This is a genomic window from Phyllobacterium sp. 0TCS1.6A (assembly GCF_026420825.1).
Classification (GTDB): Bacteria; Pseudomonadota; Alphaproteobacteria; order Rhizobiales; family Rhizobiaceae; genus Phyllobacterium.
Genome location: NZ_JAPMAB010000006.1, coordinates 1 through 12,450, shown reverse-complemented (window position 1 = coordinate 12,450; position 12,450 = coordinate 1). Strand labels below are relative to the sequence as shown.

Annotated in this window: 16 protein-coding genes; 10 read left to right on the top strand and 6 right to left on the bottom strand. The window is 62.1% G+C overall.

What is annotated here, in order from left to right; genetic code table 11:
- Positions 1-155: 155 nt before the first annotated feature.
- From OSJ75_RS13790 to OSJ75_RS13760, 7 genes are all read left to right on the top strand, one after another.
- Positions 156-1,556 (top strand): M48 family metalloprotease, encoded by a 1,401-nt coding sequence (locus OSJ75_RS13790; protein ID WP_416362565.1) that lies wholly within the window; start codon positions 156-158, stop codon positions 1,554-1,556.
- A gap of 40 nt (positions 1,557-1,596) precedes the next feature.
- Positions 1,597-2,397 carry a DsbA family protein gene (locus tag OSJ75_RS13785; RefSeq protein WP_267228480.1) on the top strand — a complete coding sequence of 267 codons (801 nt, stop codon included), beginning with the start codon at positions 1,597-1,599 and terminating at the stop codon, positions 2,395-2,397.
- A gap of 108 nt (positions 2,398-2,505) precedes the next feature.
- Positions 2,506-2,949: a type II 3-dehydroquinate dehydratase gene (gene aroQ / locus OSJ75_RS13780; protein ID WP_267228608.1), complete on the top strand. Its 444-nt coding sequence runs from the start codon at positions 2,506-2,508 to the stop codon at positions 2,947-2,949.
- A gap of 35 nt (positions 2,950-2,984) precedes the next feature.
- Positions 2,985-3,455 (top strand): acetyl-CoA carboxylase biotin carboxyl carrier protein, encoded by a 471-nt coding sequence (accB, locus tag OSJ75_RS13775; RefSeq protein WP_250017952.1) that lies wholly within the window; start codon positions 2,985-2,987, stop codon positions 3,453-3,455.
- A gap of 16 nt (positions 3,456-3,471) precedes the next feature.
- Positions 3,472-4,833: an acetyl-CoA carboxylase biotin carboxylase subunit gene (gene accC, locus OSJ75_RS13770; protein WP_267228479.1), complete on the top strand. Its 1,362-nt coding sequence runs from the start codon at positions 3,472-3,474 to the stop codon at positions 4,831-4,833.
- Positions 4,834-4,835: 2 nt separating this feature from the next.
- Positions 4,836-5,450: a leucyl/phenylalanyl-tRNA--protein transferase gene (aat, locus tag OSJ75_RS13765; protein WP_371929621.1), complete on the top strand. Its 615-nt coding sequence runs from the start codon at positions 4,836-4,838 to the stop codon at positions 5,448-5,450.
- An 88-nt stretch (positions 5,451-5,538) separates the two neighbouring features.
- Complete coding sequence (locus OSJ75_RS13760) at positions 5,539-5,955, top strand: VOC family protein (RefSeq protein WP_250017957.1); 417 nt, start codon at positions 5,539-5,541, stop codon at positions 5,953-5,955.
- A 109-nt stretch (positions 5,956-6,064) separates the two neighbouring features.
- Here OSJ75_RS13760 and OSJ75_RS13755 read toward each other — a convergent pair whose 3' ends face one another.
- The 6 genes from OSJ75_RS13755 to OSJ75_RS13730 form a co-directional block, all read right to left on the bottom strand.
- The gene (locus tag OSJ75_RS13755) at positions 6,065-6,499 is read right to left on the bottom strand and encodes a DUF2155 domain-containing protein (protein WP_371929622.1); all 435 of its coding nucleotides are present in this window, start codon (positions 6,497-6,499) and stop codon (positions 6,065-6,067) included.
- 80 nt (positions 6,500-6,579) lie between these two features.
- On the bottom strand, positions 6,580-6,978 hold the full coding sequence (locus tag OSJ75_RS13750) for an NADH:ubiquinone oxidoreductase subunit NDUFA12 (RefSeq protein ID WP_267228478.1): 399 nt from the start codon (positions 6,976-6,978) through the stop codon (positions 6,580-6,582).
- Positions 6,979-7,048: 70 nt separating this feature from the next.
- Positions 7,049-7,528, bottom strand: coding sequence for a GNAT family N-acetyltransferase (locus OSJ75_RS13745; protein WP_267228477.1), 480 nt, complete (start codon positions 7,526-7,528; stop codon positions 7,049-7,051).
- The gene (locus OSJ75_RS13740) at positions 7,525-8,034 is read right to left on the bottom strand and encodes a GNAT family N-acetyltransferase (RefSeq protein WP_267228476.1); all 510 of its coding nucleotides are present in this window, start codon (positions 8,032-8,034) and stop codon (positions 7,525-7,527) included. The genes OSJ75_RS13745 and OSJ75_RS13740 overlap by 4 nt, the downstream gene beginning before the upstream one ends.
- Positions 8,035-9,537, bottom strand: a complete 1,503-nt coding sequence (gene gatB, locus OSJ75_RS13735) for an Asp-tRNA(Asn)/Glu-tRNA(Gln) amidotransferase subunit GatB (protein WP_267228475.1) — start codon at positions 9,535-9,537, stop codon at positions 8,035-8,037. It lies immediately after the preceding gene.
- 53 nt (positions 9,538-9,590) lie between these two features.
- Complete coding sequence (locus OSJ75_RS13730) at positions 9,591-10,235, bottom strand: TetR/AcrR family transcriptional regulator (RefSeq protein WP_267228474.1); 645 nt, start codon at positions 10,233-10,235, stop codon at positions 9,591-9,593.
- Between the two features lie 90 nt (positions 10,236-10,325).
- On the opposite strand from OSJ75_RS13730, the gene OSJ75_RS13725 reads away from it, so the two are divergent.
- From OSJ75_RS13725 to OSJ75_RS13715, 3 genes are all read left to right on the top strand, one after another.
- Positions 10,326-11,162, top strand: a complete 837-nt coding sequence (locus tag OSJ75_RS13725; protein ID WP_267228473.1) for an NAD(P)H-binding protein — start codon at positions 10,326-10,328, stop codon at positions 11,160-11,162.
- 3 nt (positions 11,163-11,165) lie between these two features.
- Positions 11,166-11,654, top strand: a complete 489-nt coding sequence (locus OSJ75_RS13720) for a DUF1772 domain-containing protein (RefSeq protein ID WP_250017977.1) — start codon at positions 11,166-11,168, stop codon at positions 11,652-11,654.
- Positions 11,655-11,759: 105 nt separating this feature from the next.
- Positions 11,760-12,344, top strand: a complete 585-nt coding sequence (locus OSJ75_RS13715) for a carboxymuconolactone decarboxylase family protein (RefSeq protein WP_267228472.1) — start codon at positions 11,760-11,762, stop codon at positions 12,342-12,344.
- The last annotated feature ends 106 nt before the right edge of the window (positions 12,345-12,450 follow it).

Below are 12,450 nucleotides of genomic sequence, written 5' to 3'. Positions count from 1 at the left end.
TGATTCCTGAAGAAACCGGCAGCGATGCCGGTTTTTTCTTTATCGGACGCCCGGAATCCTAACGCGAATTTGCCCGATTCATACGATTTTCACGAATTAGGGAGTGTCATTGCTGCTCCCTTTCATTCGTGGTTCGATTTGGTTAGGTATAGGCGATGGTCACTCCTCTGAAAGCCGCAACGTCGCGATCCCTGGCAGCGTTTGCACGCGCCGCAATCGTCACACTGGCCGCCGCTTCCGTTGGCCTGCTGCCGGTCAACACCGCCATGGCGCAGTCGCGCAGCGTGCCCATCGTGCGCGATGCGGAAATCGAGGCGCTCGTCAGCGACTATGCGGCGCCGGTCATCAAGGCGGCGGGATTGAGCCGGCGGGCGATCAAGGTCGTCCTCGTCAACAGCAACAGCTTCAATGCCTTCGTCGACGGCCGGCGCATCTTCATCAATACCGGCGCCCTGCTGCAGGCCGAGACGCCCAACGAGATCATCGGCGTGCTTGCCCATGAGACCGGGCACCTTGCCGGCGGCCATCAATTCAAGCTGCGCGAACAATTGGCGGCGGCGCGGACGATGGCGATCGTCGCCGGTCTCCTCGGCATCGGTGCGGTCGTTGCCGGCGCGGCGAGCAAGCAGGGAGGCCTGGCGCAGGCTGGTTCCGGCCTCGCCGTCGGCGGCCCGGAAGCTGCGATGCGCAATCTGCTGAACTATCAGCGCACCGAGGAAATGGCGGCGGATCGCTCGGCGATCACCTATCTTGCCAGCACGGGCCAGTCGGCGAAGGGCATGCTGACGACGTTCGAGCGCTTCTCCAACGCGCTGGCGCTGACCGGGACGCGGGTCGACCCCTACCGGATAAGCCATCCGATGCCGCGCGAGCGTATCGCGAACCTCGAGAACCTGGCCCGCGCCAGCCCCTATTTCGACAAGACCGACAGCCCGGCCCTGCAGCGGCGGCACGATCTCATGCGCGGCAAGATCGCCGCCTATACGGGCGGCGGCGCGAGCGTCATCCAGTCGTTCCGCAAGGACCCGCGCAACATCGGCGCACGCTATGGCGACGCCATCGCCACCTATCTCAACGGCTCGTCGCAATCGGCGCTCGCCAAGATCGGCGCCTTGATCAAGGAAGACCCAAAGAACCCGTATTTCTACGAGATCCGCGGCGAAATCCTGATGAAGATGAACAAGGTTGCGGATGCGGCGAAGGCATTCCAGAAGGCCGGCAGCCTCGATCCGCGCAAATCCGCCCTCATCCGCATGAATTACGGCCGTACGCTGATGCTGACGGGTTCGAAGGACAACCTCAAGACCGCCATTGCCGAACTCAAGGCGAGCATCGCGCGCGAGCGTGAATATTCGACGGGCTACGGCTATCTGGCGCAGGCCTATGGCCAGCTCGGCGAGATGGCGCATTCGGATCTGGCAAGCGCCGAGGAGAAATATTATTCGGGCAAGATCCAGGAGGCACAAATCTTCGCCACGCGCGCGCAACGTGGCTTGCCAAAGGGCTCGCCCGAGTGGATACAGGCGCAAGACATCATCAATACCAAGCGGAAATGAAACGAGTCTCACTCGTTCCTGAGCGAAAAAGGAAAGTTCCATGAGCAAGACCGCCCTGATCGGAGCCGCGGCCGGCATTATCGGCATCGCCGCTCTCGGAGCCGGTTACCAGGCCGGCCGCACGACAGCGGTGTCAGCGCCGGTACAGGCGGCCGCACAGGCGCAGGCGGCGGCGCCGGCCATCGACAAGAGCGAGATCGAAGGCATCGTCCGCAACTACCTCATCAACAATCCGGAAGTGATGATCGAGGTGCAGACGGCGCTGACCGAGAAGCAGGAAGCCGCGCAGCTCGCCGCTTCGACCGAAATCATCGACAAGAACAAGGACCAGATATTCCAGTCGCCGATGGATGCCGTCTTCGGCAATCCGCAGGGCGACGTTACCATCGTCGAGTTCTTCGATTACAATTGCGGCTATTGCAAGCGCGCCCTGCCCGACATGGACGCCCTGCTGAAGAGCGATCCGAAGCTGCGCTTCGTCATGAAGGAATTCCCGATCCTCGGTCCGGATTCGACCCGGGCGCACCTCGTCGCCAAGGCGTTCAAGACGGCAATGCCCGACAAATACCTCGAATTCCACCGCGCCCTGCTTGGCAGCGAGGGCCGCGCCACCGAGGAGACGGCGATGGCCGTTGCGGTGAAGCTCGGCGCCGACGAAAAGCAATTGCGCGAGATCATGCAGAAGCCGGAAATCGCCGGCGCCTTCCGCACCAATTTCGAGCTGGCCAGCAGCCTCAACATCACCGGCACGCCCTCCTACATCATCGGCAGCGAGGTGGTTCCGGGAGCCATGGGCGCGGACGTCCTGGCGGAGAAAATCAGCCATATTCGCAACAAATAATTGTTGCTACGTGCCAAAACGCGTTGTGGACAAGCGATATGCCATATTTGCAGGCTTTTCGCTTGCCGATAAGGCGTCTATATGGGACCAGCATTCCTACAGGACATCATGAAACAGCTCGTCTTTATCCTCAATGGACCCAACCTCAACATGCTCGGCAAGCGTGAGCCCGGTATCTATGGCGGCGATACGCTGGAAGACATCGAGGCGCTCTGCCGTGCCGAGGCGGAGGTGCTGGGCGTGGATATCGAGTTTCGCCAGTCCAATCACGAGGGCGACCTCGTGGAATGGGTGCAGGAAGCCGGCGGGCGCAAGGCGCTCGTCCTGATCAACCCGGCCGCCTATACCCATACATCGATCGCGCTTCACGACGCCTTGCGGGCCGCTGCGGTCACCGTCGTCGAGGTTCACATCTCCAACATTCACGCGCGCGAGCCATTCCGGCACCATTCCTATGTTTCCTCTTTGGCCAAAGGGGTGATATGTGGCTTCGGTATCGAAGGCTACGCGATGGGCTTGCGCGCACTGGTAAAGTCGGCACAGGCGCAATGACGCCGCTGCCAAAGTAACAAGGGGCTTGAAAAAGCATGGCAACCAAAACCAACGGGATCGACAAGGTCATGATCCGCGACCTCGCGGAAATCCTGAACGATACGGATCTTACCGACATCGAGATCGAACAGGGCGACCTTCGCATTCGCGTATCTCGGCAAGTCACCGTCCAGGCTGCCGCCAGCCAGCCATATTATGCGCAGGCACAGGCGCCCGCTCCCGCCGCAGCCGCCGCGCCGGCCGCCCCGGCAGCGCCCGCGGTGGACATATCGAAGAATGCCGTGCCCTCGCCCATGGTGGGCACCGTCTATCTCGCCCCGGCTCCCGGCGCCCGTGCCTTCATCGAGGTCGGCACCCAGGTCAAGGAAGGCCAGACGCTTCTCATCGTCGAAGCGATGAAGACCATGAACCAGATACCTTCGCCGCGCGCCGGCACGGTTACTTCCATTCTCGTCACCGACGGCCAGCCCGTGGAATATGGCGAGTCCCTGGTGGTGATCGAATAGGCAGATCGAGAACGTGATGTTTCAGAAGATTCTCATAGCCAATCGCGGCGAAATTGCATTGCGCGTGCTGCGCGCCTGCAAGGAGCTCGGCATCCAGACCGTCGCCGTCCATTCCACGGCCGATGCCGATGCAATGCATGTGCGCCTCGCGGACGAGAGTGTCTGCATCGGGCCGCCTCCCTCGCGGGAGAGCTACCTGAACATTCACCAGATCGTCGCCGCATGCGAGATAACGGGCGCCGACGCCATTCATCCGGGCTATGGCTTCCTGTCGGAAAACGCCAAGTTCGCGGAGATTCTGGAAGCACACAACATCACCTTCATCGGCCCCACCGCTGCCCATATCAGGGTGATGGGCGACAAGATCGAGGCGAAGCGCACCGCGAAACGGCTCGGCATCCCGGTCGTACCCGGCTCCGATGGCGGCGTGACGGACGACAAGGAAGCCGCCCGCATCTGCGCCGAGATCGGCTATCCGGTCATCATCAAGGCCTCGGCCGGCGGCGGCGGCCGCGGCATGAAGGTGGCGATGAACGAGGAAGAACTGTCGGTCGCGCTCTCCACGGCGCGCACGGAAGCCGGCGCGGCCTTTGGCGACGACGCCGTCTATATCGAGAAATACCTGCAGAAGCCGCGGCACATCGAGGTCCAGATCATGGGCGACGGTTTCGGCAATGCGGTCCATCTCGGCGAGCGCGACTGCTCGCTGCAGCGCCGCCACCAGAAGGTCTGGGAGGAAGCCAATTCCCCGGCGCTCAATTCCGATGCCCGCGAGCGGATCGGCATGATCTGCGCCAATGCGATGGCCGACATGGGCTATCGCGGCGCCGGAACGATCGAATTCCTCTACGAGAATGGCGAATTCTACTTCATCGAGATGAATACGCGCCTGCAGGTGGAGCATCCGGTGACGGAGGCCATCACCGGCATCGATCTGGTGCATGAGCAGATCCGCGTCGCTTCCGGCGGCGGGCTCTCGGTGCGGCAGGAGGATATCCGTTTCTCCGGCCATGCCATCGAATGCCGCATCAATGCGGAAGACCCGCGCAATTTCACGCCTTCGCCGGGTCTCATCACCCATTATCATACGCCCGGCGGCCTCGGCATTCGTGTCGATAGCGGCGTCTATAGCGGCTACAAGATCCCGCCCTACTACGACAGCCTCATCGGCAAGCTGATCGTCCACGGTCGCAACCGCGTCGAGTGCATGATGCGCCTGCGCCGCGCGCTGGACGAGTTCGTGGTTGACGGGATCAAGACCACCTTGCCGTTGTTCCAGGACCTGATCAACAATCCGGACATCGCCAACGGGGATTACGACATTCACTGGCTCGAAAAATACCTGGCCGGCGACGCGCCCGACAACGCAGAAGAATAGGCATGACGGGTAGCGACCCGGACGGCAATATCCATATCGACCCCGCGCTGCTGCTGCGCGCCTATGCAACCGGGGTCTTTCCCATGGCCGAGGAGGCCGACAACCCGGAAATATTCTGGGTCCGGCCCGAAAAGCGCGGCATCATCCCGCTTGAGGCCTTTCATGTCTCGCACAGCCTGCGCAAGACCGTCAGGCGCGGCCTGTTCGATATCCGCTACGATACGGATTTCCAGGGCGTCATCGACGGCTGCGCCAGCGGCAATGGCGACCGCGCCCGCACCTGGATCAACCAGCCCATCCGCGAGGCCTATGGCCAATTGTTCGAACTCGGCTATTGCCACACCGTGGAAGCATGGCGCGACGGCAGGCTGGTGGGCGGGCTCTATGGCATCGCCCTCGGCTCGGCCTTCTTCGGCGAGAGCATGTTCTCGCGCGAGCGCGATGCCTCCAAGGTCTGCCTCGTCCATCTCGTCGGCAGGCTGATCGAAAAGGACTTCACCCTGCTCGATACGCAGTTCACCACCGACCATCTCGAAAGGTTCGGCGCCGTCGAGGTGCCGCGCCGTCAATACCAGAAGATGCTGGAGACCGCCCTCGCCCAGCCGGCCAATTTCTAGCCGGGGCCCTATGGAATAATTTTTCTCACCGCCCTGTCGGCATTATGCTCGCTGTTTCGTCCTAGGGAAGATGCAAAGGAGAACATCGATGCAAATCAATCCATACCTGAACTTTTCCGGACAATGCGAAGAAGCGATCAATTTCTACGTCAAGGTACTCGGCGGCAAGATCGATCACATCATGCGCTATGACGAAATGCCCGACATGTACCAGATCACGCCGGAAACGGCCAAGCACGTCATGCATTCGCAGATCACGGTCGGCGGCAACGTCATCATGGCGTCCGATGCGCCCGCACCCTACTTCCAGAAGGCGCAGGGCATGACCGTGGCGCTGAATGTCGACACGCCGGCGGAAGCGGAGCGCATCTATGCGGAATTGTCCGATGGTGCCGAAAGCATCATGATGGAGCTGGGCGAGACGGCCTGGGCATTGCGCTTTGCGATGTTCACCGACCGATATGGCACGCCCTGGCTGATCAATTGCTCAAGGCCGCAAGCCTGAGCCGATGAGCGCCGCGGGCATTCGTGCCCGCCTCCCTCTAATGTCAGGCGCGGGCATTCGTGCCCGCCGGGCATCTGTCGTCAGGTGCGGGCATTCGTGCCCGCCCCGGTCAGCTATTGTCAGGCGCGGGAACGTCCGACTTCTGCTTGCAGGTCTTGAGCCAGACATCATAGACCGGATGTTCGACCGCATTCAGCCCGGGGCTGTCGGCGAACATCCAGCCGGAGAATATCTTGCGTATCTTGCGGTCGAGCGTGATCTCGTCGACCTCGACGAAGGTGTCGGTCTTCGGCGCTTCCGTGTCCGGGCGCGTGTAGCATACGCGCGGCGTCAGTTGCAGCGCGCCGAATTGCACCGTTTCATCGATATAGACGTCGAAAGTCGTGATGCGGCCGGTGATCTTGTCCAGCCCGGAGAATACCGCGATCGGGTTCTTGATCTTCTCGTCGGCGGCCAGTCCGGCGCCCGCATGCGTTGCGACCATACCAGCGGCGAGGAGTGCGACGAGGCTGCTTCGCAGTGAACACATATTCGGACGTTTCATTTCGCTTCCGGTTTCTCGAGCGTGCGTGGAATCGCGGCCTGCCTGTCGATAGGGTTCAATTATGGCAGAAGAAGAACCGATCAGGAACCCGGCGTCCAGGCATCGTAGTCGCCCGTGACGGCCGGTCGGTTGTCGCCGCGCGCTATCGAGCCCTTGGGGCGATAGGCGGCGGGCGTGCCGGTCAGATTCGGCTGGTGGCGCTTTTCCCATTCCATCTGCTTGTAATCCTCGGCAGAGGGCGGCGTGTCGACGCGATGGTGCATCCAGCCATGCCAGCCGGCGGGGATGGCCGATGCTTCCGCATAGCCATTATAGATGACCCAGCGGCGCTTGCGCCCTTCGGAATCGAAGGTTCCTTCGAAATAGACATTGCCGAACTGGTCTTCGCCGACCTTGGTGCCCTTGCGCCAGGTAAAGAAGCGGGTGCCGAGCGTCTGCCCATTCCACCAGGTGAAAAACTGAGTAAAGAAGGTTTTCATGGCAATCCTGCTTGCAACGAAATCATGTCGTTGTCCGGTTTATGGCCGCATCGCCGCACTATGGCAAGGGTCAAGTTGACGCTGGCGCCAGCTTCATCTTGAAACCGGCATGGGATTTCTCGAAGCCGAGCCGCTCGTAGAACTTGTGAGCATCGACCCGTTTCGCGTTGGACGTAAGTTGTGCATGCACCGCGCCGCGCTCGCGGCCGAGCGCCAGGCAATGATTGACCAGGCGCGCGCCGATACCCTTGCTGCGCATGTCGGCGCGGGTCTGCACCGCCTCGATCGCCATCTTGAGCGCCCCCCTGCCGGGCAGCGAATGGATGAATGTCAGCTGTGCCGTGGCAACCACCTCGCCCGCATGTTCGACCACCAGCAGCAGATCGCCCGGGCTCGCCATTATCGCGGCGAATGCGCGCTCGTAATGCGGGCGCGCGGCCTCGTCCAGCGTGTCGCCATGGCCGCCGAGCGCATCGGCGGCAAACAGGCCGATCAGCGCCGCCAGATCCTCGGGCCGCGCCTCGCGGATGTGGAAATCATCGCTGCTCATGGCGCGAGTTCATAGCCGATGAGCGGCTTTTCAAGCACCAGCACCGATATTTGCGAATCCGGCTCGCCCCAGTTCTCGATGACCGCGCCGGTCCTCGCAAAGCCGCGGCTTTCGTAGAAGCGGCAGGCCTTCTCGTTGGCTTCGATGACTTCGAGCTGAAGCGTATAGACGCCGGGAAAGGCGCTTTCCATTTCCGCCAGCAACAGCGAACCGACGCCCTTGCCCTGATGCTCGGGATGCACGTAGAGCTGGTGCAGGAGCGACAGCTTGTGATCCTTCTGGCTGGCATAGGCCACGCCGAGAATATCCGCGCCATCATCGGCGACGACGAATTCGGAATAGGGCTTGGCGAGATTGCGCTTCAGCGCCTCGACGGAGTGCCAGCGGCCGGTGATCCCATCGACCTTCTGCGCGCCGTAGACTTCGTCATAGGTGGCGTGCCACGTCGCCACCAGCAATTCATGGACCGCCTGCAGGTCTTCCCTGGTGACGCTGCGGATCCACATCTATTCCGTGATCCCCAGCTTCGCCTTGACGAGGTCGCTCACCGCCTGCGGATTGGCCTTGCCGCCGGTCGCCTTCATCACCTGGCCGACGAACCAGCCCGCCATGGTCGGCTTTGCCCTCGCCTGCTCCACCTTGTCCGGATTGGCGGCGATGACGTCGTCGACAGCCTTTTCGATGGCGCCGGTATCGGTGACCTGTTTCATGCCGCGGCTCTCGACCACCTGGCGCGGGTCGCCGCCTTCATTCCAGACGATCTCGAAAAGGTCCTTGGCGATCTTGCCGGAAATCGTGCCTTCCTTGATCAGGTCGATGATGGCGCCGAGCTGGTCGGGCGAAACCGGCGACTCGTCGATGCCCTTGCCGGCCTTGTTGAGGGCGCCGAGCAGGTCGTTGATCACCCAGTTCGCCGATGCCTTGCCGTCGCGTCCCCTGGCCACCGCCTCGTAATAATCGGCGATCGCCTTTTCGGTGACGAGAATGGAAGCGTCATAGACCGAGAGACCGAGATCGGACACCAGCCGCGCGCGCTTGTCGTCGGGCAATTCCGGCAGGTCGGACCGGATCTCGTCGACATATTCCTGCGTGAATTCCAGCGGCAGCAGGTCGGGATCGGGGAAATAGCGATAATCATGCGCCTCTTCCTTGGAGCGCATGGAGCGCGTCTCGCCCTTGACGGGATCGAAAAGCCGCGTCTCCTGGTCGATCTCGCCGCCATCTTCGAGGATGCCGATCTGGCGGCGGGCCTCATATTCGATGGCCTGGCCGACGAAGCGGATGGAATTCACATTCTTGATCTCGCATCGCGTGCCGAACGCGCCGCCCGGCTTGCGCACCGAGACGTTGACGTCGGCGCGCATCGAGCCTTCGTCCATATTGCCGTCGCAGGTGCCGAGATAGCGCACGATGGTGCGCAGCTTGGTCAAATAGGCCTTCGCCTCGTCCGAGGAGCGCATGTCCGGCTTGGACACGATCTCCATCAGCGCGACGCCGGAACGATTGAGATCGACATAGGACATGGTCGGGTTCTGGTCGTGCAGCGACTTGCCGGCATCCTGTTCCAGATGCAGCCGCTCGATGCCGATCTCGATATCCTCGAACTGGCCCTGCTTGTCCGGCCCGACGGATATGATCATCGTGCCCTCGCCGACGATCGGCTGCTTGAACTGCGATATCTGGTAGCCCTGCGGCAGATCCGGGTAGAAATAGTTCTTGCGGTCGAACACCGATTTCAGGTTGATCTGCGCCTTCAGGCCGAGCCCGGTCCGGATGGCCTGGCGCACGCACCATTCATTGATGACCGGCAGCATGCCGGGCATGGCCGCATCCACCAGCGACACATTCTCGTTGGGTCCGGCGCCGAATGTCGTCGATGCTCCTGAGAACAGTTTGGAGTTCGACGTTACCTGCGCGTGTACTTCCATGCCGATTACAACTTCCCAATCGCCGGTCGCACCGGAAATGAAGCGTTTGGGTTCGGGTGTACGGATATCAACGAGAGTCATGCTGCCTGTCATTCCTGGGCTGGATTTTCTGACTACTGGCTAGAGCAAACCGCTCAGTCAGGCAAGCCCTTCCGAGCCGCCGATGCCAGCTCTCGCAGCGCCATATGCTTGAAACAGCCGACCAGCCGGTCGCCTTCCTCGCGCTCCACCGATATCGCCAGCCGCATCGTCGCCTCGCCAAGCTGCATCAGCAGGAAGCTCGACTGTTCGAGCGCCTGCCTGTCCGCGCCCGGCGAAACGCGCGCGCGCGCATCGGCCAACAAGCCGCCGGTGACGCGGCTGTCGGCGATGTCGATATTGCGCAGGGCCTTGTCCGCCTGGGTGCCGGACCAGATATCGCGCATGACCGGCTCGGCCAGGAACATGGCGTAATAGGTGTCGATCAGTTCGCCAAAGGCGCGCAGCAGCGCCGGCTCGTCATCCGCGCCCTGCAGGGCCTCGGCAATACAGGCCTGCCCGGCCTGATTGTAGCGCTCGGCGAGCGTGCGGATGATCGCGGCCTTGTCGGGGAAATATTGATAGAGCGAGCCGATCGAAATGCCCGCCTGCCCGGCGACGTCGCTCATGCGCATGGCGTCGCTGCCGCCCTGCTCTATCAGCCGCGTCGCGCAGAGAAGAATCCTCTCCACCCTGTCGCGGCTGCGCTGCTGCGTGGGTTCGCGCCGGACGGCGGCTTCGGGATTGGCATGCTCGTTCATGAGTATTCCTCACATTTTCACTTGACACCCATAATATGAGGATTTATCACATTTGTAAATATGATAAACACTCACATTTTGGAGGACGTCATGACAGATAGAGATTTGGGCAAGCCGGTGCTGGTGATCGGCGGCACGGGAAAGACCGGCAAGCGCGTCGCGAGCCGGCTGGCGGCGCTTGGCATTCCGGTGAGGATCGGCTCGCGCAATGCGGCGCCGGCATTCGACTGGAACAATCCTGCGGGCTGGCAATCCGCGCTCGATGGCGTCTCTGCCGCCTATATCACCTATTATCCCGACCTGGCGGTGCCGGGTTCGGGCGCGGCCATCCAGCGCCTGACGAGGCTCGCGCTGGAGATGGGCGTCAAGCGGCTGGTCCTGCTTTCCGGGCGCGGCGAACCGGAGGCGCAACACGCCGAAGCAATCCTGCAGGCTTCCGGGGCGGATTGGACCATCGTCCGCGCGAGCTGGTTCATGCAGAATTTCAGCGAAAGCCTGATGGCGGGCCCCATCCTGTCCGGCGCCCTGGCCTTGCCGGCAGGGGCGGTGCGCGAGCCGTTCATCGATGCGGACGACATTGCCGATGTCGTGACGGCGGCGCTGACCGATCCGCAACATATCGGGCAGATATACGAGGTGACGGGGCCGCGCCTGCTGACCTTTGGCGAGGCGACGGCGGAAATCGCCAGCGCCACCGGCCGCAGCATTGATTATCATACGATTACGCCGCAGGATTTCATGGCGGGCTTGCGGCACGAGCAGACGCCGGAGGACCTGGTGCAGCTGATCAACGAGCTGTTCACGGTCGTGCTCGACGGGCGCAACGAATATCTCGGCGATGGCGTGCAACGGGCGCTCGGCCGCGAGCCGCGTGATTTCGTGCAATTTGCCCGCGACGGTGCGGCGCAGGGCGTCTGGGGGGGCTGAGCGATGAATGGCTTGCTTGCGGTGCTCAATCTTGTGGCGATCCTCGGCAGCGGGATCATGGCCGGGCTGTTCTTCGCCTTTTCCAGCTTCATCATGACGGCATTTTCGCGCCTGCCGCCCGAACAGGGCATCGCGGCGATGAATTCCATCAATGTGACCATCCTGAACGCCACTTTCGGCCTGGCGTTCTTCGGCACGGCAATCGTCTGCCTCGTCCTCGGCATTGCCGGCTTCCTGCGCTGGGACATGCCCGGCTCGGCCTGGATGATCCTCGGCAGCCTCGCCTATCTCATCGGCACGATCGCGGTGACGATCATCTTCAACGTGCCGCTCAATGACGCGCTTGCCGCCGTCGCTCCCGCCAGCAGCGAGGGCGCGGCGATGTGGAGCCGCTATCTGGCGCAATGGCTGCCCTGGAACCATGTCCGGACCCTCGCCAACATGGTGGCGCTCGCCGCGTTCGCCCTCGCCTTCTCGCGGCTTGCCGCATGAGTGCGAGCTCGCCGTTCAGCCCGGCTGCAACCGCCTCTACAACATTCGGCTAGATACCGATCGGGCGATTCTCTGCTAGAATGCACGCGGTGGGAGGAAATGACGATGTTTCTGCAAACGATCGCCGAGGACGAGGCGAAAGGAAGAGTGGCCGAGATCTATTCGGCCCAGCGCGTCCAATCGGGCATGGTCATGGAAGCCATCCGCTGCTTCACCGCGCGGCCCGATCTCCTCCCCGCCTATATGGATTTCGTCATGCAGGCGCGGGGGAATTTTTCGCTCAGCCAGCGCGACTGGCGCATCATCACCTTCATCGCCGCCCGGGACATTCCCTCCACCTATTGTTCGCATGTCTATGGCAGGCAGCTTATCGATGAACTCGGTTCGAGGGCAGCCGTCCTCGCCGTGCAGCGCGATCACCGCAATGCGGGCCTGTCGGAGCGGGACGTGGCAATGCTCGACTATGCGGAAAAGATCACGCGCGACGCGTCGAGAATCACCATCGACGACATAGGCCGGTTGCGCGATGCGGGTTTTTCCGACACGCAGATCTGCGACATTGCCCTCTGCGCCTCGTTCCGCAGCTTCGTCAGCCGCTTTTTCGACGCCGTGGGCGCCGTGCCGGAAGATGCCTTCCTCGACAGTGACGAAGAATTCAGGACGGCGATGACCGTCGGCAAGCCGATCTGAGCACGCGACCGACGCTAAGCCTCTCATGGTGAGGGAATTGGGTGTTTGGCAGGGGGATAATTCTGCGAGGTTTCCAACCTGGGCTCCCTGCTTTTCTGCAATCAAA

Coding starts and splice junctions, on each gene's coding strand:
- aroQ (WP_267228608.1), top strand. CDS start 2,506: ATGAAACAGCTCGTCTTTATCCTCAATGGACCCAACCTCAACATGCTC.
- accB (WP_250017952.1), top strand. CDS start 2,985: ATGGCAACCAAAACCAACGGGATCGACAAGGTCATGATCCGCGACCTC.
- OSJ75_RS13745 (WP_267228477.1), bottom strand. CDS start 7,528: ATGAGCAGCGATGATTTCCACATCCGCGAGGCGCGGCCCGAGGATCTG.
- OSJ75_RS13760 (WP_250017957.1), top strand. CDS start 5,539: ATGCAAATCAATCCATACCTGAACTTTTCCGGACAATGCGAAGAAGCG.
- OSJ75_RS13730 (WP_267228474.1), bottom strand. CDS start 10,235: ATGAACGAGCATGCCAATCCCGAAGCCGCCGTCCGGCGCGAACCCACG.
- OSJ75_RS13785 (WP_267228480.1), top strand. CDS start 1,597: ATGAGCAAGACCGCCCTGATCGGAGCCGCGGCCGGCATTATCGGCATC.
- OSJ75_RS13720 (WP_250017977.1), top strand. CDS start 11,166: ATGAATGGCTTGCTTGCGGTGCTCAATCTTGTGGCGATCCTCGGCAGC.
- OSJ75_RS13715 (WP_267228472.1), top strand. CDS start 11,760: ATGTTTCTGCAAACGATCGCCGAGGACGAGGCGAAAGGAAGAGTGGCC.
- OSJ75_RS13750 (WP_267228478.1), bottom strand. CDS start 6,978: ATGAAAACCTTCTTTACTCAGTTTTTCACCTGGTGGAATGGGCAGACG.
- OSJ75_RS13790 (WP_416362565.1), top strand. CDS start 156: ATGGTCACTCCTCTGAAAGCCGCAACGTCGCGATCCCTGGCAGCGTTT.
- aat (WP_371929621.1), top strand. CDS start 4,836: ATGACGGGTAGCGACCCGGACGGCAATATCCATATCGACCCCGCGCTG.
- gatB (WP_267228475.1), bottom strand. CDS start 9,537: ATGACTCTCGTTGATATCCGTACACCCGAACCCAAACGCTTCATTTCC.
- OSJ75_RS13740 (WP_267228476.1), bottom strand. CDS start 8,034: ATGTGGATCCGCAGCGTCACCAGGGAAGACCTGCAGGCGGTCCATGAA.
- OSJ75_RS13725 (WP_267228473.1), top strand. CDS start 10,326: ATGACAGATAGAGATTTGGGCAAGCCGGTGCTGGTGATCGGCGGCACG.
- OSJ75_RS13755 (WP_371929622.1), bottom strand. CDS start 6,499: ATGAAACGTCCGAATATGTGTTCACTGCGAAGCAGCCTCGTCGCACTC.
- accC (WP_267228479.1), top strand. CDS start 3,472: ATGTTTCAGAAGATTCTCATAGCCAATCGCGGCGAAATTGCATTGCGC.